Below are 19,645 nucleotides of genomic sequence, written 5' to 3'. Positions count from 1 at the left end.
CTAAGTCATGGCGGTCTGGGGGGTGGCTTGCGGGTATTTCGGTGGCTTGCGGGGGGGGGGCGATTCCGCAGCGTTATGATCTGCGGAAGCTGGGATGGCACTTGCAGGAGCACGGTCAAGTCGGCGCAAGGCCTGCGCTGCCGCAGTTGGCCTGCTATGCCGATTTGTCGCTGGGGCGATGGCTTGCGCTCGCCGGCGCAGCCTGGCCAGAGCGGCGATTGATGCTGCTGGTCGGAGTCGATGCGCCCGGTGAGCGGGCGCGGCTCCTGCGGTTGGGGTTCGGCGATGCGTTATCGTCGGAGAGCTCGCTTCACGAAATCGAAGTGCGTGCCTTGCGGGTGGTCGACCAGGCTGCGGTATTGCCGCGTCACCGTCAGCTGGGCGCGCTCACGCTCGATCTGGTGGCACGCGATGCGTTCGTCGCGGGGCGGGCGGTCGGGCTGCACCCGCGGGAGTTCGGCCTGCTCTGGCGGCTGGCCGAATCGCCCGGCGTTCCGGTGCGCCCGGAGGCCCTGCTCGCCGATGTCTGGCGATTGTCTTTCCGGCCCGAAACCAACACCCTGGCGGTTCATGTCAGCCGCCTCAGGGCCAAGCTGCGGCTGGCCGGGGTTGACGGCCTGATCCGGACCGGAGGCGATGGGTCCTATTGCGTGGTGGTAGGCCGTGCGGTCGCCTTGCCTGCAATTGGGCTCCAGGAACGGTTCGGACAATTCGGACTGGACGATCACGTTCGATTGGGCAAGGAACGCAGCCGAGACAGGATGCAGGCCAGCCAAGCGGCCGAACAAGAGGACAACGATCATGCAGCGTGAAGCCACTCCCGCCGGACGTGTCGCGATTTCGATGGAGCCGGGCGGCGTGGCGCAGGTGCGCCTGATCCGCGCCGACAAGATGAACGCGCTCGATCCCGACATGTTCGCTGCGCTGATCGACGCCGGACGCATCCTGCACGAAACCAAGGGCCTGCGCGCCGTTGTCCTGGCGGGCGAAGGACGCAGCTTCTGTGCCGGGCTTGACCTGACCTCGATGGCCAACACCGGGCGGCACGACCGCGTGCCGCTGACCGAACGCACCCACGGCGATTCCAACCATGCCCAGCAGGTCGCGATGCTGTGGCGCAAGCTGCCGGTGCCGGTGATCGCGGCGGTTCACGGGGTATGCTTCGGCGGCGGCCTGCAGGTGGCGAGCGGCGCTGACATCCGCGTGGTCGATCCCACCGCGCGCATGGCGGTGATGGAAATGAAGTGGGGCCTGGTGCCCGACATGGCCGGCTATGCCCTGTGGCGCGGATTGGTGCGCGACGACACCCTGCGCGAGCTGACCTACACCAACCGCGAATTCAACGGCGAGCAGGCCTTCGAATATGGCTTCGCGACCATCGTCGATGCCAACCCAGTCGCCCGCGCGACCGCGATTGCCCATGAGATCGCCAATCGCAATCCCCATGCTCAGCGCGCCGCCAAGCGCCTGTTCAACAAGTATCTTGAAGTCAGCACGGCCGAGATCCTGATGGCCGAAAGCGTCGAGCAACAGGCGCTGATCGGCAGCAAGAACCAGATCGAGGCGGTCACTAGCCAGATGGAAAAGCGCAAGGCCGACTTCGTCGATCCCTGATGCGGCGCGCCGGTTCAGGTTCCCGGTTGCGGCGGCAAGTCCAGCAGGTCTTCGAGGAAGCCCGCGATCAGGCCAGCCTGGCTGGCAACACCGGCCTTGGCATAGATCTGACTTAGCTGGGAGCGGATCGTACCCGCTGCGGAGTCCCGCAGACCCGCGATTTCGGCGATGCTGCATCCCTTGATCGCGAACAGGGCGACTTCGCCTTCACCCGGACTGAGGCCCCAATCGGCAAAGCGCCGTTCGACATGTTCGGCAAGTGCGCCGCGGGCCAGTTGCAGCGTCTGTTCGCTATGCCTGAGCCGGTTGAGCAAGGTGATCGCCTGGCGCGCGGCGAGCGCAACGCCGGTTGCCAGCGCAAGTGCCACAAGCCCTTCCATCATGATCTCGATATGAGCGGCACTGCCCTGGGTCTCGTGGAAATCGGCGATGCTGTCGAAGATGAAGTAGATCGCCGCAATCGCTTGCAACCCGAGCAGCGCAAAACTGCCAAGGCTGCTGGTCGTGAAGGGGCGTAATTTGCTGGTGCGGGCAATCGAAGCAGTATGAGGCATGAAAAACCTGCGTGGAAACGCGTTTTGAGCGGCTGCTTATAGGCATTGCCGCTTCAGGCGAATAGGTCCGACTGCGACCCGAGGCCGGGCGACGATTCCGATGGAGTGACCATTGACCGAACAACAACAGGCCGACTTGGCCAAGGTGCCAGCCGTTACACTGGGGTTCTGGATCATCAAGATCCTGGCCACCACTTTGGGCGAAACAGGCGGCGATACGCTCTCGATGACCTATGATTTCGGTTACCTGGTCAGCAGCGCGATCTTTATCGTGCCCCTGATCCTGCTGGTCTTCGCGCAGGTTCGGGCAAGCCGGTTCCACCCGTTCCTCTATTGGGCCACGATCATCGCCTCGACCACGGCGGGGACCACCATGGCCGACTTTGCCACCCGCTCACTGGGGATCGGGTATACCGGCGGATCGGCCCTGCTGCTTGGCTGCGTGCTGCTCTCGCTGGCGGCGTGGAAGGCGGTGACCGGTTCGATTGCGGTCGAGACCGTCAGCAGCACCCGTTCGGAGTTGTTCTACTGGCTGACCATCACCTTCTCGCAAACGCTTGGCACGGCGCTGGGCGACTGGGCGGCTGACGATGGCGGGCTGGGCTATCTGGGCGGCGCGCTGGTGTTTGGCGGTATCCTGCTGGCACTGGTGGCCCTGTGGCGGTTTGCCCGCGTCAGCCATGTCGCGCTGTTCTGGGCCGCCTTCATCCTGACCCGCCCGCTGGGCGCGACGGTGGGAGATTTCCTCGACAAGCCGCTCGACAAGGGCGGGCTCGATTTCAGCCGCCCGCTTGCGACCGGGGTGCTCGTCGCGGCAATCGTCCTGCTGGTGGCCGTGCTGCCCCAGCGCGCCGGGGGACACCCGCAGCGACGCTGAACCGCCCGTATCGGAGCGCTAAATTCCAGCTTTTCCGGCTCGCAGAAATTCTACCTGCTTGGTCGACTTTCCTGCGTTGAACCTCCGCGCACCCCATATTAGGTGAAGCTTATGTGAGCAGCCAAGCCCGGTCGCCCGCACGAAGATGCGCTACCCTGCATGGGATGCTCGTCGATCCAGTTCATTTTCCGACGGAGCAATTCATGCGCAAGTTCCTCACCTCTTCCGCCGCGCTTACGGCCCTGCTCCCTGCCGCCAACCCGGCCCACGCCACGGATGGCTATTTCCTCAACGGCATCGGCGCCAAGGCCAAGGGCTCGGCCGGCGTCGCCATCGCCCAGCCGCAGGACGCGCTGTCGATCGCGGCCAATCCAGCCGCTGCGACCGAGGTGGGCGAGCGGCTCGATGCGGGCGTCGAAATCTTCATTCCCAACCGCGGCGCGACGATCAGCGGGAACGGCGCGGGGCTGAACGGCACCTACAGCGGTAACGGCGCCAACCCCTTCGTGCTGCCCGAATTCGGCTATGTCCGCCCGCTGTCCGATAGCGTCGCGGTCGGGATCGCCGTCTATGGCAACGGCGGGATGAACACCCATTACAAGACCAATCCCTTTGCCAGCTTTGGCGCAACCGGTCCGGCCGGGGTCGATCTCAAGCAGATCTTCATCACCCCGACGCTCGCCGTCCGCGTGGCGCCGGGTCACAGCATTGGGGTTTCCCCGATCATCATGGTCCAGGGCTTCAGCGCCAGCGGCATCCAGCCGTTCAGCGCGGCTTCGCAGGATCCGGCCAACTTCACCAACCGCGGCACCGACTGGTCGGTCGGTACCGGGGTGCGGGTGGGCTATCTCGGCCACTTCGGCGATGCCTTCAGCTTCGGCGCGTTCTACCAGTCGAAGATCTGGTCGGGCCATTTCAACAAGTACGCGGGCCTGTTTGCGGGGAAGGGCGGGTTCGACGTGCCGGCCTCGTTCGGGGCAGGCATCGCGATCAAGCCGACCCCGGCGCTGACCCTGGCCGCCGATGTGAAGCACATCCAGTATTCGCAGGTTGCGTCGGTGGGTAATCCGCTGTCGGTGCTGTTCACCGGCAAGCCGCTGGGCAGCGAGAACGGCCCCGGCTTCGGCTGGCGCGACATCACCGCCGTGAAGGTTGGCCTGACCTATGTCGCGAGCGACCGCTGGACGCTGCGCACCGGCTATGGTCACTCGGAAAACCCGGTCCCGGCTTCGGAAACGCTGTTCAACGTGCTCGCGCCGGGCGTGGTAACGCACCACGTCACCGCTGGCGCGACCTATACCACCGCCTCGGGCCTTGAGCTGACCGGCTATGTCATGCACGCGCCCAAGCAGACCGTGCACGGCAGCGGCTCGATCCCCGCGCCCTATGGCGGCGGCGAGGCGGACGTGAGCCTTGGCGAAACCTCGTTCGGCCTGTCGGCCGGCGTGAAGTTTTAAGGCCGTGGCCTTCGCTTTAACCGACCTGATCGCGCCGCTGGCGGGCGGCGCCCTGATCGGGCTGTCCGCAGGGATGCTGCGGCTGGGGACCGGCCATATCGCCGGGATCAGCGGCATCCTGCGCCTTGGCATTCGCGGCCCGGATCGCGGCTGGCAGCTGGCGTTCCTCGCCGGTCTGCTGGCGGCGGGCGCTGCAGCGGCTTGGCACAGCGGGCCTGCACTGGCCGCCGGCCTTGAAAAGTCCTCGTTGCCGATGGTGGTCGCGGGCGGAGTGCTCGTGGGCCTTGGTACGGGCCTTGGCAACGGTTGCACCAGCGGTCACGGTATTTGCGGCCTGGCGCGCTTTTCCAAGCGTTCGCTGGCATCGGTCGCGATCTTCATGGTGACTGCCGCGCTGGTCGTGTTCCTGCGCCGGATCGGAGGTGGACTGTGAGACAGCTGATCGCACTCGCATCGGGCCTGGTGTTCGGGCTTGGCCTGGCCATTTCGGGCATGACCAGCCCCGACAAGGTGGTTGGCTTCCTTGACGTGACCGGCGCGTGGAACCCGGCGCTGGCCTTCGTGATGGGCGGCGCGCTGCTGGTGGCGACGCCGATCTACTGGCTGGCGGCGCGGCGCGGCACGGCGCTGTGCGGCGACGCGCTGGGCGAACCGGGGACCAGCGCGATCGACCGCAAGCTGGTGATCGGCTCGGTGCTGTTCGGCGCGGGCTGGGGACTGGTCGGGCTGTGCCCGGGACCGGCGTTGCTCGATTTCTTCGCGCAGCCCGTGGCGGGCGGCGTGTTCTGTGCCGCGATGATCGCCGGGCTGCTGCTCAGCCGCCGGGACTAAGCGCCGAGCCGATCAACCGCAGCCTTTGCAATCGGGTCCAGCCCCGAACGGTCACTGCCAAGGATCGCGGCCTTCATGCGCGGGTCCCAGAAGTCCCTGAGGTGCTGGGCGGTGGCCTCCACTGCCTGCGCCTCGCCCTGCATGGCAAGGTTGCGGGCGATCTGGTTGGCCATCTGGTAGAGGCGCGAAATGTCCATCGCCTTTACTCCGCCGGTTCCGCCACGATGCGGCGGCTCTTTTGCGACCAGCTGGCATAGGATTCCTGCCATTCGGTCGGGCCGTTGCTGGGCAGGACCTGTACGGCGGTGACCTTGTATTCGGGGCAGTTGGTGGCCCAGTCGGAATACTCGGTGGTGACGACATTGGCCTGCGTCGCGGGGTGGTGGAAGGTGGTATAGACCACGCCCGGTGCAACCCGGTCGGTCACCTTGACGCGCAGGGTGGTTTCGCCGGTCCGGCTGGCCAGGCGCGCCCAGTCTCCATCGTTCAGGCCCCGGTTCTCGGCATCGAGCGGGTGCATTTCCAGCAGGTCTTCCGGGTGCCACACGCTGTTGGCCGTGCGCCGGGTTTGCGCGCCGACGTTATACTGCGAGAGGATGCGGCCCGTGGTCAGCAGCAGCGGAAAGCGCGGCCCGGTCTTCTCGTCGGTCGGGACATAGTCCGTGACGATGAACTTGCCCTTGCCGCGCACGAAGCCGTCCACGTGCATGATCGGGCTGCCATCGGGATTTGCTTCATTGACCGGCCATTGCAGCGAGCCTTCGCGGTCAAGCCGGTCAAACGACACGCCCGCAAAGGTTGGCGTCAGGCGTGCAATCTCGTCCATGATCTGGCTCGGGTGGGTGTAGTTCCAGCCAAGATCGAGCGCATTGGCGAGCGCCTGGGTGACTTCCCAGTCCTGCAGGCCGTTCGCCGGTTCCATCACCTTGCGCACCAGCTGGATGCGGCGCTCGGCGTTGGTGAAGGTGCCGTCCTTTTCAAGGAACGTGCTGCCCGGCAGGAAGACGTGGGCATAATTCGCGGTTTCGTTGAGGAACAGGTCGTGGACGATCACGCAGTCCATCGCCTTCAGCCCCGCCGCGACGTGGTGAGTGTTGGGGTCGGACTGGAGGATGTCTTCGCCCTGGATGTAAAGCGCGCGGAAAGACCCGTCGATCGCGGCATCGAGCATGTTGTTGATCCGCAGGCCCGGCTCGGGATCGAGCGCCACGCCCCAGTCCGCCTCGAACTGGGCGCGCACGCCTTCGCCCGCGATGTGGCGATAGCCCGGCAGCTCGTGCGGGAAGCTGCCCATGTCGCAGGCGCCCTGCACGTTGTTCTGCCCGCGCAGCGGGTTCACGCCCACGCCCCGGCGGCCGATATTGCCGGTCGCCATGGCAAGGTTGGCGATCGCCATCACGGTGGAGCTGCCCTGGCTGTGCTCGGTCACGCCCAGGCCGTAATAGATCGCGCCGTTGCCGCCCGTGGCGAAGAGCCGCGCGGCTTCGCGCAAGGTATGTGCGGGCACGCGGGTGACGGGTTCGAGCGTTTCGGGGCTGTGGCGTTCCTGCGCCACGAACCGCGCACAGTCCTGGTATTCATCCCAGTCGCAGCGTTCGCGGATGAAGGCCTCGGCGGCGAGGCCCTCGGTCACGATCACATGGGCCATGGCGGTCAGCACGGCAACATTGGTGCCGGGTTGCAGCGGCAGGTGATAGGCGGCTTCGATATGAGGGCTGCGCACCAGATCGATCCGGCGGGGATCGATCACGATCAGCTTCGCGCCCTGGCGCAGCCGCTTCTTGAGGCGGCTGGCGAAGACCGGATGCCCGTCAGTCGGGTTCGCGCCGATCACCAGCACCACGTCGGCGTCCATCACGCTGTCGAAGTCCTGCGTGCCCGCGCTGGTGCCGAAGGTCTTGGACAGGCCATAGCCGGTGGGCGAATGGCACACCCGCGCGCAGGTATCGACATTGTTCGAGCCAAAGCCCGAGCGCACCAGCTTCTGCACCAGGAACGTCTCTTCGTTGGTGCAACGGCTGGAAGTTATCCCGCCCAGCGCCCGAGCGCCGTACTGCGCCTTGATCGCCTTGAGCTTGCCGGCGGTAAAGGCCAGCGCCTCGTCCCAGCTGACCTCGCGCCAGGGATCCTCGATGGACTCGCGGATCATGGGCGAAAGGATGCGGTCCTGGTGGTTGGCATAGCCCCAGGCGAAGCGGCCCTTGACGCAGGAGTGGCCACGGTTGGCCTTGCCGTCCTTCCACGGCACCATCCGCACCAGCTGTTCGCCCTTCATCTCCGCGCGGAAGGTGCAGCCGACCCCGCAATAGGCGCAGGTGGTAACCACCGCGCGTTCGGGCTTGCCGAGGTCCTTGACCGCCTTTTCCTGCAAGGTTGCGGTCGGGCAGGCGGCGACGCAAGCCCCGCACGATACGCATTCACTGGAAAGGAAATTGTCGCCCGCCTGTCCCGCGCTGACCTTGGAGGCAAAGCCGCGTCCGTCGATGGTGAGAGCAAGGGTGCCCTGCACTTCGTCGCAGGCGCGCACGCAGCGCGAACAGGCGATGCATTTGCTGGGATCGAAATCGAAGTAGGGGTTCGAGCTGTCGATCGCCGCGCCCAGGTGGTTAGCCCCGTCATAGCCATAGCGCACGTCGCGCAGGCCCACTTCGGCGGCGGTATCCTGCAATTCGCAGTCATTGTTGGCGCTGCAGGTCAGACAATCGAGCGGGTGGTCGGAGATGTAGAGCTCCATCACCCCCTTGCGCACGCGGGCGAGCCGCTCGGTCTGGGTGCGCACCACCATGCCTTCGGCGACCGGCGTGGTGCAACTCGCCGGAAGCCCGCGCGCACCCTCGATCTCGACCAGGCACATCCGGCACGAACCGAAGGCTTCGACGCTGTCGGTGGCGCAAAGGCTGGGGATCGAGCCGCCACAGGTTCCGGCGGCGCGCATCACGCTGGTCCCAGCCGGCACGGTGACCTGCCGTCCGTCGATGGTCAGGGTGACGGCAACGTCAGAGAGGACTTCGGGCGTGCCGAAATCGGCTTGGCGTTCATAGCCCACGGCGTTTCTCCGCTTCAGCAAGGTCTGCCGGTGTGTTAATATTATCAGGATTACGCGCCAGCTGCACGGCCCTTGCGCCAGTCCGTTCGGCGAGTGCGCGCAGCGAGTGCTTGCCATCGCTCTCAAGGATCGCGTCGACTGCCGCCGAGGCGCTGACCGGCCAGAGCGCGATCACCGGCTGGTCGGCGACATAGGCTGGGGCAGCGCCCAGTTGTTCGGGCAGGTCATCGGGTAGGCCTGCCGAATCGACGCCGCAGGTCAGCACTGCGTCATAGCCTTCGTCAGCCGCTAGATGCAGCGCGGCGGCGATCCCGCCGAGCGGCCCCATGTGGGGGCGCGGCCAATCGGGCAGGGTCGGGGCAGGGGCTTCCTCGCGCCCGACGACCACGACCTGTTCGCACCAGCCGGATAGGGCATCGACCGCGCGGGTCAGCAGCGACTGCCCGTCCAGCTTGGCCAGCGCCTTGTCGCTGCCGAACCGGGTCGATTGCCCGCCAGCGAGGACGCAGCCGAGGATCACTTCTCGAAGTCCTCGGGCCAGTGCTTGAGCGCGCTCATCACCGGATAGGGCGTGAAACCGCCGAGCGCGCAGAGCGAGCCGAACTTCATCGTCTCCGCCAGGTCCTCGAGCAGCTGCAGGTCTTCCTCGCGGCTGCGCCCGGCTTTGCGGGCGTTGTGCATCTGAGGAAGGGCTTCCACCGCGTCCGCCCCGGCCTTGCCGCCTGCCCGGATGCGGTCGATCAGTTCGACGCCGCGGGTCGATCCGATTCGGCACGGCGTGCACTTGCCGCAGCTTTCCGCCGCGCAGAATTCGAAGGCGAAGCGGGCCATGGCGCCCATATCGGCCGTGTCGTCGAACACGGTGATCCCGCCGTGGCCGATCAGGGCGTCAGCCCCGGCATAGGCTTCGTAATCGAAGGGCAGGTGGAACTGGCTCGGCGGGATATAGGCGCCGAGCGGCCCACCGACCTGTACCGCCTTGACCGGACGGCCCGAGGCTGTGCCGCCGCCGATCTGGTTGACCAGCGCATCGAGGCTGATCCCGAAGGCCGTTTCATAAAGCCCGCCGTGCCTGATGTTGCCCGCCAGCTGGATCGGCATCGTGCCCTTGGAACGGTCGATCCCGAGGCTGTCGTAAAGCGAGGCTCCGCCTTCGGTCAGGATGTGCGGGATCGCCGCGAGGGTCAGCACGTTGTTGACCACGGTCGGGCAGCCGAACAGGCCCTTGAGCGCCGGGAGTGGCGGCTTGGCGCGCACTTCGCCGCGCTTGCCCTCGATCGAATTGAGCAGCGAGGTTTCCTCGCCGCAGACATAGGCCCCCGCGCCGACGCGGACTTCGAGCACGAACGGCGCGATATGTTCTGCCGCCAGCGCGATGGCCGCGTTGAGCTTGGCAATGGCGTGGGGATATTCGCTGCGCACGTAGATGTAGCCACGGCCCGCGCCGACTGCGTGGGCGGCAATCGCCATGCCTTCGATCAGCTGGAAGGGATCGCCTTCGATCAGCATCCGGTCGGCAAAGGTGCCGCTGTCGCCCTCGTCGGCGTTGCAGACCACGAATTTGCGCGCCGCCACGGCATCGGCCACTGTGCGCCACTTGATCCCGGCGGGAAAGCCCGCGCCACCCCGGCCGCGCAGGCCCGAGCTCAGCACTTCCTCGACCACCTTGGCCGGGGCCATGCCCCGCGCGCGGGTCAGGCCAGCCCAGCCGCCGGTGGCGTGATAGTCTTCCAGGCTGAGCGGACGGGTAAGCCCGGCGCGGGCGAAGGTCAGACGCTGCTGGCTGGCAATGAAGGGATGCTGGGCAATCGGCCCGATCGCCTTGGGCGACGTGCCGGCAAGGATCGCGGCGACATCCGCGACGGTGGCGGGGCCGAACCCTTGTCCGTCAATCTCGACCAGCGGCTCCAGCCAGTGCATCCCCCAGCTCGAGGTGCGCTCGACTGTGCAGCCTGCCGCCGCGAAAGCGGCTGCCACCGGATCCGCGCCGCAGGCAAGCGCCAGCGCGTCATCCGAAATACGCACGACAGTCATAGCGACTTCACCAGCTCTACAAGGCCCGCCTCATCGAGCCGGGCATGGAGGCTGTCCCCCACCCGCGCGGCTGGGCCGGCACTGCACAGGCCGAGGCAGTAAACGGTCTTGATCTTCACCCGCTCGCCCGCCGCCGCTTGCGCGGCTGCAACCAACGCATCGACCCCGCGCGCCTGGCACGCCTCGGCCCGGCACAGTTCGACGCAGGGGCGCGGATCGGCCTCGGGGGTAAAGTCGTGATAGAAGCTCACCACGCCGTGGACTTCGGCGCGGCTGAGGTTGAGCGCATGGGCAATCGCGGCCTCGGCCGCCGCATCGACACAGCCGAAGGCCGCCTGCACCTCGTGCAAGATCGGCAGCAGCGCGCCTTCGACAGCGGCAAAATCGGCGAGGATCGCCTCAAGGCGCTCCTGACGGTTCATGCCTTCAGCTTCGCGGCGTGCCAGCGCACGTGCTCGGCCATGAAGGTCGAGATGAAATAGTACGAATGGTCATAGCCCGGCTGCATCCGGATCGTCGCCGGGATGCCCGCCTTCTTGCACGCCATGGTCAGCAGCCCGGTCTTGAGCTGTTCGTGGAGGAAATTGTCCGCCTCGCCCTGATCGACCAGCAGGTCCGGCAGGCGCGCGCCATCCTCGATCAGCGCGCAGGCGTCGTATTCGCGCCACGCCGTCTGATCCGCGCCGAGATAGCCGGTCAGTGCCTTTTCGCCCCAGGGGCAATTCATGGGGCTGACGATCGGCGAGAACGCGCTGACCGAGCGGAAGCGGTCAGGATTTCGAAGGCCGATGGTCAGCGCGCCGTGGCCGCCCATCGAATGGCCGGTGATCCCCTGGCGGCCCATGTGAATCGGAAAATGCTCGGCCACCAGGGCCGGCAGTTCCTGTTCGATATAGCTGCGCATCTTGAAATGCGCGGCCCACGGGGCCTGCGTCGCATCGACGTAAAAGCCCGCGCCCTTGCCGAAGTCATAGCCTTCGTCGTCGGGCACGTCGTCCCCGCGTGGGCTAGTGTCGGGCGCGATAAAGGCGATTCCCGCCTCGGCACAGGCCGCGCGGAATTCGCCCTTTTCGGTCACATTGGCATGGGTGCAGGTCAGCCCCGACAGATACCACAGCACCGGCAGCTTCGTGCCCGGTTCATGATCGGGCACGAAGACAGAGAAGGTCATCGGCGTACCGGTGACCTTGCTCTGGTGGGTATAGACCCCTTGCGTGCCGCCGTGGCTGCGGTTGGCGCTGACCTGTTCCATGCGCTGGTGCGTCCTTAGCCGGGCAGCTGGCAGAAGGCGCAGATCTTGTTGCCGACCGGATCGCGCAGGTAGGCGCCATAGGCATTGCCCGGAGCGTTCGGACGCGGCCCCGGCGCACCTTCGTCGGTGCCGCCAGCCGCGACGCCCGCCGCGTGGAATGCGTCGACAGTGGCGGCGTCCTTGGCTTCAAAGCCGATCGTGCCGCCGTTGGCGAAGGTCGCGGTGTTGCCATCGGCCGGGGTCATCACCAGCAGCTTGCCGGTTTCGGTGGCGTAGAGGCAGGTGCGGTCGTTGATCTGGCCGACGCTGGCAACGCCCAGCGCGCCCAGTGCGGCGTCATAGAACTTCTTCGACGCGGCCAGATCCTGCGCGGAAATGCAGATATGGGTAAACATTGAAATTCTCTCCCGTTGGAAACTTCAGAACACCACGACGCTGCGGATCGACTTGCCCGCGTGCATCAGGTCGAAAGCGGTGTTGATCTCTTCCAGACCCATCACGTGGGTGATCATCGGGTCGATCTCGATCTTGCCGTTCATGTACATGTCGACGATCTTTGGCACGTCGGTGCGGCCCTTGGCCCCGCCGAACGCCGTGCCGCGCCAGTTGCGGCCGGTCACCAGCTGGAACGGACGGGTGGCGATTTCCTTGCCCGCTTCGGCGACCCCGATGATGATCGAGGTGCCCCAGCCGCGATGGCAGGCTTCGAGCGCGGTGCGCATCACTTCGGTGTTGCCGGTGGCATCGAAGGTGTAGTCCGCGCCGCCGTCGGTCATCAGGACGATCTTGGCGACGATGTCCTCGCGGCTCATGCCACGCGTGTTGAGGAAGTCGGTCATGCCGAAGCGGCGGCCCCATTCCTCGCGGTCGGGGTTGATGTCGACGCCGATGATCTTGTTCGCGCCGGCCAGCCGCGCGCCCTGGATCACGTTGAGGCCGATCCCGCCGAGGCCGAACACCACCACGTTGTCACCCACCTGGACCTTGGCGGTGTTGACCACCGCGCCAACGCCCGTGGTCACGCCGCAGCCGATGTAACAGCTGGTCTTGAAGGGGGCGTCCTCGCGGATCTTGGCGACCGCGATTTCAGGCAGGACCGTGAAGTTCGAAAAGGTCGAGCAGCCCATGTAGTGGAAGATGGTCTGGCCCTTGTAGCTGAACCGGCTGGTGCCATCGGGCATCAGGCCCTGGCCTTGCGTCGCGCGGATCGCGGTGCACAGGTTGGTCTTGCCCGAGAGGCACGATTTGCACTGGCGGCATTCGGGCGTGTAGAGCGGGATCACGTGATCGCCCGGCTTCACGCTGGTTACGCCCGAACCCACTTCGCGCACGATGCCGGCGCCTTCGTGACCGAGGATCGAGGGGAAGATGCCTTCCGAATCGAACCCGTCGAGCGTGTAGGCGTCGGTGTGGCAGATGCCGGTCGCCATGATCTCGACCAGGACTTCGCCCGCCTTGGGGCCCTCAAGATCGACTTCGACGATTTCAAGCGGCTGCTTGGGCGCAAACGCAACGGCGGCGCGGGTCTTCATGGCAATCGTGCTCCTCTCCGGCTTCAGCCGAGATTTTGTAAGCGGTGCTTACTAAATGGATCGGCGGCGCGTCAATGCGTTTCCCGCCTCGGAAGCCCTTGAATACGCGCGCGGCAGAGCTTGGCAAGCGTGAGCAGGCGCGTTAGCCCAAGACCATGAAAGCCTTGCACGATCCCGATCGGTTGCTGGCGCAGGGTCTGGCAGAGATCCGCGCCCAGTTCCGCGTGCCCGAAGGGTTTCCCGCCGAAACGCTCGCAGCAGCACAAGAGTCGGCGCGGCGCGCGCCCGGCGCTCATGCCGATCGCACCGCGATGCCCTTTGTCACGCTCGATCCGGCCAGCTCGACCGATCTCGACCAGGCCTTTTCTATCGAGCGGTCGGGGGCGGACCTGTTGCTGCATTATGCGATCGCCGATGTCGCCTGGTTCGTCGACGAGGGCGGCGCGCTCAATCGCGAGGCCTGGGTGCGGGGCGAGACGACTTACCTGCCCGATGCCAAGGCCGGGCTTTATCCCCCGGTACTGGCCGAAGGCGCGGCCAGCCTGCTGCCCGATGGTCCGCGTCCGGCGGTGATCTTCACCACCCGCGTCGCGCCCGACGGCTCGGTCTGTCTCGACGGGGCCCAGCGCGCGCTGATCCGCAGCCGCGCCAAGCTTGCCTATGAAAGCGTTACGGCCGCTGACCTGCCCGCGGACTTCGAAGAACTGGCCCGCCGGATCGCGGCCGCCGAAGACCGGCGCGGCGCGGCGCGTGTCGATCCGCCAGAGCAGGAAGTCGAGCATGAGGCGGGCGGCGACGGCGCCGACGGCCACTTTGTGCTGCGCTCTCGCCCCATGTTGCCGTCGGAGACAGCCAACGCGGCGCTTTCGCTGGCGACAAACCTGGCCGTGGCCGATGCGCTGTACAAGGCCGGGACCGGGCTGTTCCGGGTCATGGCCGGGCCGGACGAATTTGCCGTTGGGCGGCTGCGCCATACCGCTCGGGCGTTTGGCCTGGCCTGGCCGGCACAAGCGAGCCTTGAACAGTTTGAACGCACACTCGATCCCGCCCGTCCGCGCGATGCCGCCTTCATGCTTGCCGTGCGCCGCGCGGGCGAAGGGGCAAGCTATGTCCCCTACCGGGCGGGCGAAGTGCCCTGGCACGCAGCGATGGCGGCAACCTATTGCCACGCCACCGCGCCGCTGCGCCGCCTGGCGGATCGCTATGTCGTGCGCGCGGCTCTGGCCGTGGCGAATGGCGCGCGAGTGCCAGATGAAGTCAGCGAGGCCTTCCAGCGGCTCCCCTCGGTGATGAGCAAGGCGGGCGCGCGTTCCGCCCAGGTTGAACGCGCGGTGGTCGACCTCGCTGAAGCTGCGATCCTGGCCGGGCGCGAGGGCGAGGATTTTGCCGCCGTCGTCACCGACGTCGGTGAAACCGGCGCACGTTTCCAGCTGTGCGAACTGCCCGTCGTCGCGCGCACCCAGGCGCACCGCGCGCCGCCGGGCACCCAGATCCGCGTGCGCCTCGTCGCCGCCGATCCGGCGCGCCGCATGGTGACTTTCGAACGCATCGCCTGAACATCGTCCGGGCTTGGGCGCACGAACCGCCTTGCGCCCGCGTCAAGCCTAAGCTAGTGGCGCGCTTCTTGCGGGCTTGCCCGCAGGGTGAGGCCCGATGGCGGAGTGGTTACGCACCGGACTGCAAATCCGTTTACGCCGGTTCGATTCCGGCTCGGGCCTCCAGTCATATATCCCTTTAAAAACAAGCACTTAGCTACTCTGAAGGGGAGGCCTGAATGGCGGGTTTCAGCGGAATGTTGGCCGCGTAAGCCGACATCAGAGACCGGGAAGAGAGCACTGGTCTAGCCGCAAATCGTGCCTGTTTGCCCCAGAGTCTCTGCACGCGAAAGAGCAGCGACGGTTTTGAATTTTCCGCCCGGACAACCTAGTAGAGCTGCCCGTGCCAGACGGTGACCGGGAAGGCTTCAGGCAATGACGATGCAGCAAAGAGGCACGCGCGAGCATGTGATTGCGGTGCTCGAAAAGGCGGCCGCCGAGATGGCAGAGCACCACCGTGGTCGGCATTACATGTTCTGGCGCCAGGGCAATGAACGAGAAATTGATGCCGCTCTCGCAAATGGCCCCCCTTTCGATCGCTATCGGCAAGTCTGGATCTTCACCGGTGATGGCGGAGGGGCGGTTACACAAGCTAGGTTCGGCAGCTGGGCGATCGACCGGCTGGTCTCAGGCGTTAGGCCGAAAGAGATCCTCTCGATTTTCGAGGCGGAGGCAGCAGAAAATATTGGCCGCTATACCGAGGTCTCGCCATTGTTTGGGGTGCAGATTGATGCCGATTGCCCTCTTGCTGAGGGGCTGTCAATCGAGCCGGAACGCGAAGGATTGTTCGCGCGATTGCTGCAGGCGAACCCGTTTCAGCGCCTAGGGCTGCCAACCGGCACTGCGATTCTGCGTCAATCCTACACCGTCGTTCCGGCGTACCGCGAGCAAACCGAACGAAATATCGAAGCCGATGCCAGCGTGACCAGTCCAGTCTGGGCGGACCGCGAGGCTACGCGCCGCCGGGTTCGCCTAGCGTGTCTTCTGGTTAGCGGCGGCGCCGTTGAACTGCCCCTATCGATACTCGAGCCGAAGCGCGACGCTTGCCTGGTGGCAGGCGAGGGCAATAGCGCTGGGCAACCGTTCCAAGCGCATCCGCTGGTCTCATTTCCGGTGCTGTCGAGCGAAGTGGGCAAGGCCTTTGCGCAGCTCGGTGAGTTCCGCGAATTCGACAGCCTCGCCCGCGCGATCGACCGGCTTGGTCGTGCCCGGCTCGCAGTGTCGGAAGTCGACAAGGCGCTCGAGCTCGGCATGGCAGCAGAGATTGCGCTGATGCACGACCATCGCAAATCCAACACCGAAATTCGTTACAAGATCAGCAATCGAGCGGCGTGGCTTGTCGGCTCCGACCCGGTCGAACGTGCGGCGGTGTTCGAAAAAATGCGCGACCTGTACGATGCGCGGTCGAGCGCCGTGCACACCGGATCGCTAAGTTCGAAGTCCAAGGTTGATCTGGCCAGCGCGGACGCGTTGATCGCGCGCATACTGAGCGCGATCCTTGCGCTCGGCCGCTTCCCGGACTGGTCGGCGCTCACAATGGGAGGTGAACTATGACGTGCCAGAAGAAGGCTGCGCTGCGCCGGCGACTGCCCTACATCGCTCACAAATTCGTCGTTTTCAGCTTTGGACAGCACACTGTAGAGCGCCACTGAGATCGGACCTGGGTTTTTCATCGAGAATTGCCCCAGGTGCTGGCGATGTCCCGCGGTGCGGGATTGCGGTCAAGCGGGTGATTTTTCCTTGCTGGTTTTGGGCCCTGCCGCGCTGGATCTGCATCGGAGACTGTCATTTAAGTATCAGTAAATGTTACGAAATAACAAATCCATATATGCTGGTTCGTTTCGTGAGCGTGCCTCCAACCGTTTCCGACAAAACCAGTCAATTTGGCAGCCCGCCTAAGGTGACGCAGTTCTGCGGGATTCAGCCAATGAACGGGCTGTCTCTGCGGTCTCTGGCTGTGGCTTCTTGCGGCAAATATGGCCCCGAGTGCCCCAAAGTCTCTGGGGCCAATTAAGCAGCGACGGAATTGGATTTCAGGCTTGCCTGGAATCGTTGAAGTAGCCGCCATTTGCGTTTCATTTGGGTATCCCGCCAGCTGGCCTGGGTTCACCAAGCTGTGTGCGACTGAGAACTACTGGCATTGTTCGGCCTGCAATCCAGCACACGGCTCACGGCTATTGCCAGGCTTGCGGGATTGGGTGGTATCGACTGCCGGGTGATCTTGACCATAACGGAGCGTTGGGCGCTCTGGCCGACAACACATCTGCGCTCAACATGACGACCGGCAAGCAACTCGGTGACCGACATGCACGCCGATCAGTAGCGACTCAGGCTTCACCAGTTTTGGCTAAAGCGTCCGCAAGCATTGCAGCCATGGTTTCCTCTGCACGGCTGCGTACAGCTTCATCCTTCGAGGCCAGATCCTGCCGAAGCCACTTTGGCGCGCGCTGTACAACCGCGTGGATGAGTGAGGTCAGGTCTACGCTCATGGGATGGCCTATGCAGCACAGGGCAACCGTTTGCAAATGCCCAGCTGAGCATCATGATTGTCCTCTCCAGTAGCCACTCGAAGACTGTTGGCGCTGACGCAGTTGCCGTTCGCGACCTTTAGCCCACCTGTCGAAAGCTGTCGTAGATTTCAGCTTGATTGTCTGCAAGAACGGGCAGCCGGAAGGATGAGCTAACTCATGGCACAAATTGATTGGAACAAGTTCGTCGACACGTACAAAACGGGTCACGGTGTTGGGATCCGCTCACTGTTGAAGTTAAAGCCTCTTGACCCGGAGGGAAAGAAGCCTGCCCCGGTGCGCTCGGTCCTTTTGAAAACCGTGGCGACAGCAGTCACAGGCGATTGGTCGGTTATGAGCTCCCCATCAAAAACCAAAATCGGCAGAAAGACGGTCGCAGGAACCGCCTATCACTTTATTTTCAAGACGACGGATGATCAGACCGCCGCCATGCGGGCGATCAGCGATTCATCGCATCAGACGGCGCCCACGCCACAAAAGCCCTTCGCCACATACAAATATCTGGGAGACTTAATGCCCGCTGGCTACGAAAGGATGGCTAAGGCCCTTTTGCAGCCAAAGACGCCTTAGAATATTTCGTGTGGGAACGGCATGGAACTGAAATGCAAGTTGTGCAAGCGAGGACGTTAGGCGCCGACATAGCTACCGTTCGACTGCTCGCTTTGCTTGCCTGAAAGCGGTCGGCTGTTCATGTGGACGCCGCACTGCATGCAAAAGGGTTACCGCGCCAGTTCCTTGGCTTTGGAGTTGCGCAGCGCGAGTGAGGAAGATCTCTCTCACGGCACCAGCGAGGCCGGATCGACGGGTACGTAGGCTTCCGACGGCCAGGGGCCGGCGTAGGCTGCGATCAGGCCGTCGGATGGAAGGTTCATTCCTGCCATTGCGGCCGCCGCGCCCAAACACCGGCTCAAGTGGCCGCGCAGCTGTTCCAGGGTATCGAAGTAGGTCTGTCGGACCTCGTTATCGCGATAGAATTCGTCACCTGGTTGCCGAGGGGCATTGTTTCTTGGAAGCCGCTGCTCGAAGGTCAAGAACTGACGGATCGCCGTAAGCATGAGTTCGACAAGTCCGGACAAGGCCCCTCGCTCGCTGGCCAGCGCAACGCGCGCATCAACCAAGCGCACACGGATTTCCTGCAACGAGGACAGCGCGGAGTCGATGCATCCGTCGCAGCACTCTTGCGCGTTCAGGACCCTCTTGTCGCCTAGGCGTAGAACGATCTCGGCGGCTACATCGCGCTCCTTCGCGCTCGGATGGACGTGGACGGTCAGAAACGGCAGGGCTAGCGCCTTCGCCCCAGGCCTGCTTTCGGCACCGCCCGCAAGATCCCGCAGTGCCGGTTCGATCTCAAACTGGAAAAGGTTAGCGCCGCTTCGCATCACGGCGAAGCTATCGCAGCAGCGGCGTGTCCGCAACATCGTGGATCATGCCCCTTGGTGAATCGAACCAGCATGTGGCAGCTAGCGTGAATGAAAAAGCAACAGTCGGTCGACAAATTGACCCGTCAACGCGAAGCCGCAAAGTCCCTGAGGTCAGGGAGCAGCAGTTCCCCCCAGTTCACCAAGTGGTACCGCGACACTGAGATCGCGATCGAGCGGATCTTCGGAACTCAGAGCCGCAATCTCACCGATTTCCAAGCCGTCAGCTTCTCGCTTTCCGTCTGGACGTCCTCGACGATGGACGCCGAGTGGCACGAGGCCTTCTTGCGAGGACTCGAGCATGCCGAGGCAGTCTTAAGTTCGATGATCGACGAGATCGAGGAGTACGGAGGCGACGAAGACACGGCGGAACTGGAGCCAGATCGGCTGAGCCTCATCGAGAAACTGTGCCTACGCTTCCATGCCGCAGCCCGGCAGCTGCAGTCGCGCCGTGCCGGCCGGACCACGATCACGATCGAGGACGAATACGACACGCAGGACCTGCTTCTCGCGATCCTACGCCTTCATTTCGACGACATCCGGGAGGAAGAGTGGACCCCAAGCTACGCTGGCGCTGCTTCGCGCGTCGATTTCCTGCTCAAGGCCGAGCAGATCGTCATCGAAGTCAAGAAGACCCGCGCATCGATGACGGCGAAGAAGCTCGGTGAGGAGCTCATAATCGATCGCGCGAGGTACGAGATGCATCCTGAATGCAAGATCCTCGTCTGCTTCGTCTACGATCCGGAGGGACGCATTGGGAACCCCGTCGGCATCGAACGCGACTTGGAAAGTCATGGAGGCAAACTAAAGGTTCGCGTGATCATCGCACCGAAAACCTGAAGTGCCGCCATTGTGGTCATTCAGCCCGCGCGGTACTGATATCGAAAGCAGCGGCCATTTGTTAAGA

The 19,645-nt window shown here is 64.6% G+C and carries 21 protein-coding genes and 1 tRNA gene; 11 read left to right on the top strand and 11 right to left on the bottom strand.

Annotation, left to right across the window (positions count from 1 at the left end; all coding sequences use genetic code 11):
* Positions 1–221 precede the first annotated feature (221 nt).
* Together ACE3SN_RS02445 and ACE3SN_RS02440 are read left to right on the top strand one after the other, a co-directional pair.
* Positions 222–812: a winged helix-turn-helix domain-containing protein gene (locus ACE3SN_RS02445; protein ID WP_374527186.1), complete on the top strand. Its 591-nt coding sequence runs from the start codon at positions 222–224 to the stop codon at positions 810–812.
* The gene (locus ACE3SN_RS02440; protein ID WP_374527153.1) at positions 802–1,614 is read left to right on the top strand and encodes a crotonase/enoyl-CoA hydratase family protein; all 813 of its coding nucleotides are present in this window, start codon (positions 802–804) and stop codon (positions 1,612–1,614) included. The genes ACE3SN_RS02445 and ACE3SN_RS02440 overlap by 11 nt, the downstream gene beginning before the upstream one ends.
* A gap of 14 nt (positions 1,615–1,628) precedes the next feature.
* Here the strand turns inward: ACE3SN_RS02440 and ACE3SN_RS02435 are convergent, their stop codons facing one another.
* Positions 1,629–2,168 carry a helix-turn-helix transcriptional regulator gene (locus ACE3SN_RS02435; protein WP_374527152.1) on the bottom strand — a complete coding sequence of 180 codons (540 nt, stop codon included), beginning with the start codon at positions 2,166–2,168 and terminating at the stop codon, positions 1,629–1,631.
* A gap of 112 nt (positions 2,169–2,280) precedes the next feature.
* Here ACE3SN_RS02435 and ACE3SN_RS02430 point away from each other — a divergent pair, with 112 nt between their 5' ends.
* From ACE3SN_RS02430 to ACE3SN_RS02415, 4 genes are all read left to right on the top strand, one after another.
* Positions 2,281–3,045, top strand: a complete 765-nt coding sequence (locus tag ACE3SN_RS02430; RefSeq protein ID WP_374527151.1) for a hypothetical protein — start codon at positions 2,281–2,283, stop codon at positions 3,043–3,045.
* Positions 3,046–3,248: 203 nt separating this feature from the next.
* Complete coding sequence (locus ACE3SN_RS02425; protein ID WP_374527150.1) at positions 3,249–4,502, top strand: OmpP1/FadL family transporter; 1,254 nt, start codon at positions 3,249–3,251, stop codon at positions 4,500–4,502.
* A gap of 4 nt (positions 4,503–4,506) precedes the next feature.
* Entirely contained in the window at positions 4,507–4,935 is a 429-nt protein-coding gene (locus tag ACE3SN_RS02420) for a YeeE/YedE family protein (protein WP_374527149.1), read from the top strand.
* On the top strand, positions 4,932–5,333 hold the full coding sequence (locus ACE3SN_RS02415; protein ID WP_374527148.1) for a DUF6691 family protein: 402 nt from the start codon (positions 4,932–4,934) through the stop codon (positions 5,331–5,333). The genes ACE3SN_RS02420 and ACE3SN_RS02415 overlap by 4 nt, the downstream gene beginning before the upstream one ends.
* On the opposite strand, the gene ACE3SN_RS02410 is transcribed toward ACE3SN_RS02415, so the two are convergent.
* The 8 genes from ACE3SN_RS02410 to ACE3SN_RS02375 are packed head-to-tail and all read right to left on the bottom strand — an operon-like array spanning position 5,330 to position 13,197.
* A complete protein-coding gene (locus tag ACE3SN_RS02410; protein WP_374527147.1) occupies positions 5,330–5,530 on the bottom strand; it encodes a formate dehydrogenase subunit delta in 201 nt (66 codons plus the stop codon). The two genes, ACE3SN_RS02415 and ACE3SN_RS02410, sit on opposite strands and share 4 nt — an antisense overlap.
* A gap of 5 nt (positions 5,531–5,535) precedes the next feature.
* A complete protein-coding gene (gene fdhF, locus ACE3SN_RS02405; protein WP_374527146.1) occupies positions 5,536–8,379 on the bottom strand; it encodes a formate dehydrogenase subunit alpha in 2,844 nt (947 codons plus the stop codon).
* Positions 8,369–8,899 carry a molybdenum cofactor guanylyltransferase gene (locus ACE3SN_RS02400; protein ID WP_374527145.1) on the bottom strand — a complete coding sequence of 177 codons (531 nt, stop codon included), beginning with the start codon at positions 8,897–8,899 and terminating at the stop codon, positions 8,369–8,371. Before ACE3SN_RS02400 ends, fdhF begins: the two co-directional genes overlap by 11 nt.
* A complete protein-coding gene (locus ACE3SN_RS02395; RefSeq protein WP_374527144.1) occupies positions 8,896–10,413 on the bottom strand; it encodes an NADH-ubiquinone oxidoreductase-F iron-sulfur binding region domain-containing protein in 1,518 nt (505 codons plus the stop codon). The genes ACE3SN_RS02400 and ACE3SN_RS02395 overlap by 4 nt, the downstream gene beginning before the upstream one ends.
* A complete protein-coding gene (locus tag ACE3SN_RS02390; RefSeq protein ID WP_374527143.1) occupies positions 10,410–10,835 on the bottom strand; it encodes an NAD(P)H-dependent oxidoreductase subunit E in 426 nt (141 codons plus the stop codon). The genes ACE3SN_RS02395 and ACE3SN_RS02390 overlap by 4 nt, the downstream gene beginning before the upstream one ends.
* Positions 10,832–11,665 carry an S-formylglutathione hydrolase gene (fghA, locus tag ACE3SN_RS02385; protein WP_374527142.1) on the bottom strand — a complete coding sequence of 278 codons (834 nt, stop codon included), beginning with the start codon at positions 11,663–11,665 and terminating at the stop codon, positions 10,832–10,834. The genes ACE3SN_RS02390 and fghA overlap by 4 nt, the downstream gene beginning before the upstream one ends.
* Before the next feature lie 14 nt (positions 11,666–11,679).
* Positions 11,680–12,060 (bottom strand): VOC family protein, encoded by a 381-nt coding sequence (locus ACE3SN_RS02380; RefSeq protein WP_374527141.1) that lies wholly within the window; start codon positions 12,058–12,060, stop codon positions 11,680–11,682.
* A 24-nt stretch (positions 12,061–12,084) separates the two neighbouring features.
* Entirely contained in the window at positions 12,085–13,197 is a 1,113-nt protein-coding gene (locus ACE3SN_RS02375) for an S-(hydroxymethyl)glutathione dehydrogenase/class III alcohol dehydrogenase (protein ID WP_374527140.1), read from the bottom strand.
* A gap of 155 nt (positions 13,198–13,352) precedes the next feature.
* On the opposite strand from ACE3SN_RS02375, the gene ACE3SN_RS02370 reads away from it, so the two are divergent.
* From ACE3SN_RS02370 to ACE3SN_RS02360, 3 genes are all read left to right on the top strand, one after another.
* Positions 13,353–14,753, top strand: coding sequence for an RNB domain-containing ribonuclease (locus ACE3SN_RS02370; protein WP_374527139.1), 1,401 nt, complete (start codon positions 13,353–13,355; stop codon positions 14,751–14,753).
* 91 nt (positions 14,754–14,844) lie between these two features.
* A tRNA-Cys gene (locus ACE3SN_RS02365) sits at positions 14,845–14,918 on the top strand.
* Between the two features lie 249 nt (positions 14,919–15,167).
* On the top strand, positions 15,168–16,346 hold the full coding sequence (locus tag ACE3SN_RS02360; protein WP_374527138.1) for a hypothetical protein: 1,179 nt from the start codon (positions 15,168–15,170) through the stop codon (positions 16,344–16,346).
* Positions 16,347–17,119: 773 nt separating this feature from the next.
* On the opposite strand, the gene ACE3SN_RS02355 is transcribed toward ACE3SN_RS02360, so the two are convergent.
* Positions 17,120–17,281, bottom strand: a complete 162-nt coding sequence (locus tag ACE3SN_RS02355) for a hypothetical protein (protein ID WP_374527137.1) — start codon at positions 17,279–17,281, stop codon at positions 17,120–17,122.
* Between the two features lie 198 nt (positions 17,282–17,479).
* Between ACE3SN_RS02355 and ACE3SN_RS02350 the strand changes: the two genes are divergently transcribed.
* On the top strand, positions 17,480–17,890 hold the full coding sequence (locus ACE3SN_RS02350; RefSeq protein ID WP_374527136.1) for a hypothetical protein: 411 nt from the start codon (positions 17,480–17,482) through the stop codon (positions 17,888–17,890).
* Positions 17,891–18,096: 206 nt separating this feature from the next.
* Here the strand turns inward: ACE3SN_RS02350 and ACE3SN_RS02345 are convergent, their stop codons facing one another.
* On the bottom strand, positions 18,097–18,738 hold the full coding sequence (locus ACE3SN_RS02345; protein ID WP_374527135.1) for a hypothetical protein: 642 nt from the start codon (positions 18,736–18,738) through the stop codon (positions 18,097–18,099).
* Positions 18,739–18,789: 51 nt separating this feature from the next.
* Between ACE3SN_RS02345 and ACE3SN_RS02340 the strand changes: the two genes are divergently transcribed.
* On the top strand, positions 18,790–19,578 hold the full coding sequence (locus tag ACE3SN_RS02340; protein ID WP_374527134.1) for a hypothetical protein: 789 nt from the start codon (positions 18,790–18,792) through the stop codon (positions 19,576–19,578).
* Positions 19,579–19,645 lie beyond the last annotated feature (67 nt).

The organism is Novosphingobium sp. (assembly GCF_041915465.1).
Taxonomy (GTDB): domain Bacteria; phylum Pseudomonadota; class Alphaproteobacteria; order Sphingomonadales; family Sphingomonadaceae; genus Novosphingobium.
The sequence above is the reverse complement of the archived record's forward strand: the minus strand, read 5'-3'. Positions and strand labels throughout refer to the sequence as shown.

Coding starts and splice junctions, on each gene's coding strand:
- ACE3SN_RS02445 (WP_374527186.1), top strand. CDS start 222: ATGCTGCTGGTCGGAGTCGATGCGCCCGGTGAGCGGGCGCGGCTCCTG.
- ACE3SN_RS02440 (WP_374527153.1), top strand. CDS start 802: ATGCAGCGTGAAGCCACTCCCGCCGGACGTGTCGCGATTTCGATGGAG.
- ACE3SN_RS02435 (WP_374527152.1), bottom strand. CDS start 2,168: ATGCCTCATACTGCTTCGATTGCCCGCACCAGCAAATTACGCCCCTTC.
- ACE3SN_RS02425 (WP_374527150.1), top strand. CDS start 3,249: ATGCGCAAGTTCCTCACCTCTTCCGCCGCGCTTACGGCCCTGCTCCCT.
- ACE3SN_RS02410 (WP_374527147.1), bottom strand. CDS start 5,530: ATGGACATTTCGCGCCTCTACCAGATGGCCAACCAGATCGCCCGCAAC.
- ACE3SN_RS02395 (WP_374527144.1), bottom strand. CDS start 10,413: ATGACTGTCGTGCGTATTTCGGATGACGCGCTGGCGCTTGCCTGCGGC.
- ACE3SN_RS02390 (WP_374527143.1), bottom strand. CDS start 10,835: ATGAACCGTCAGGAGCGCCTTGAGGCGATCCTCGCCGATTTTGCCGCT.
- fghA (WP_374527142.1), bottom strand. CDS start 11,665: ATGGAACAGGTCAGCGCCAACCGCAGCCACGGCGGCACGCAAGGGGTC.
- ACE3SN_RS02380 (WP_374527141.1), bottom strand. CDS start 12,060: ATGTTTACCCATATCTGCATTTCCGCGCAGGATCTGGCCGCGTCGAAG.
- ACE3SN_RS02375 (WP_374527140.1), bottom strand. CDS start 13,197: ATGAAGACCCGCGCCGCCGTTGCGTTTGCGCCCAAGCAGCCGCTTGAA.
- ACE3SN_RS02370 (WP_374527139.1), top strand. CDS start 13,353: ATGAAAGCCTTGCACGATCCCGATCGGTTGCTGGCGCAGGGTCTGGCA.
- ACE3SN_RS02360 (WP_374527138.1), top strand. CDS start 15,168: ATGACGATGCAGCAAAGAGGCACGCGCGAGCATGTGATTGCGGTGCTC.
- ACE3SN_RS02355 (WP_374527137.1), bottom strand. CDS start 17,281: ATGAGCGTAGACCTGACCTCACTCATCCACGCGGTTGTACAGCGCGCG.
- ACE3SN_RS02350 (WP_374527136.1), top strand. CDS start 17,480: ATGGCACAAATTGATTGGAACAAGTTCGTCGACACGTACAAAACGGGT.
- ACE3SN_RS02345 (WP_374527135.1), bottom strand. CDS start 18,738: ATGTTGCGGACACGCCGCTGCTGCGATAGCTTCGCCGTGATGCGAAGC.
- ACE3SN_RS02340 (WP_374527134.1), top strand. CDS start 18,790: ATGAAAAAGCAACAGTCGGTCGACAAATTGACCCGTCAACGCGAAGCC.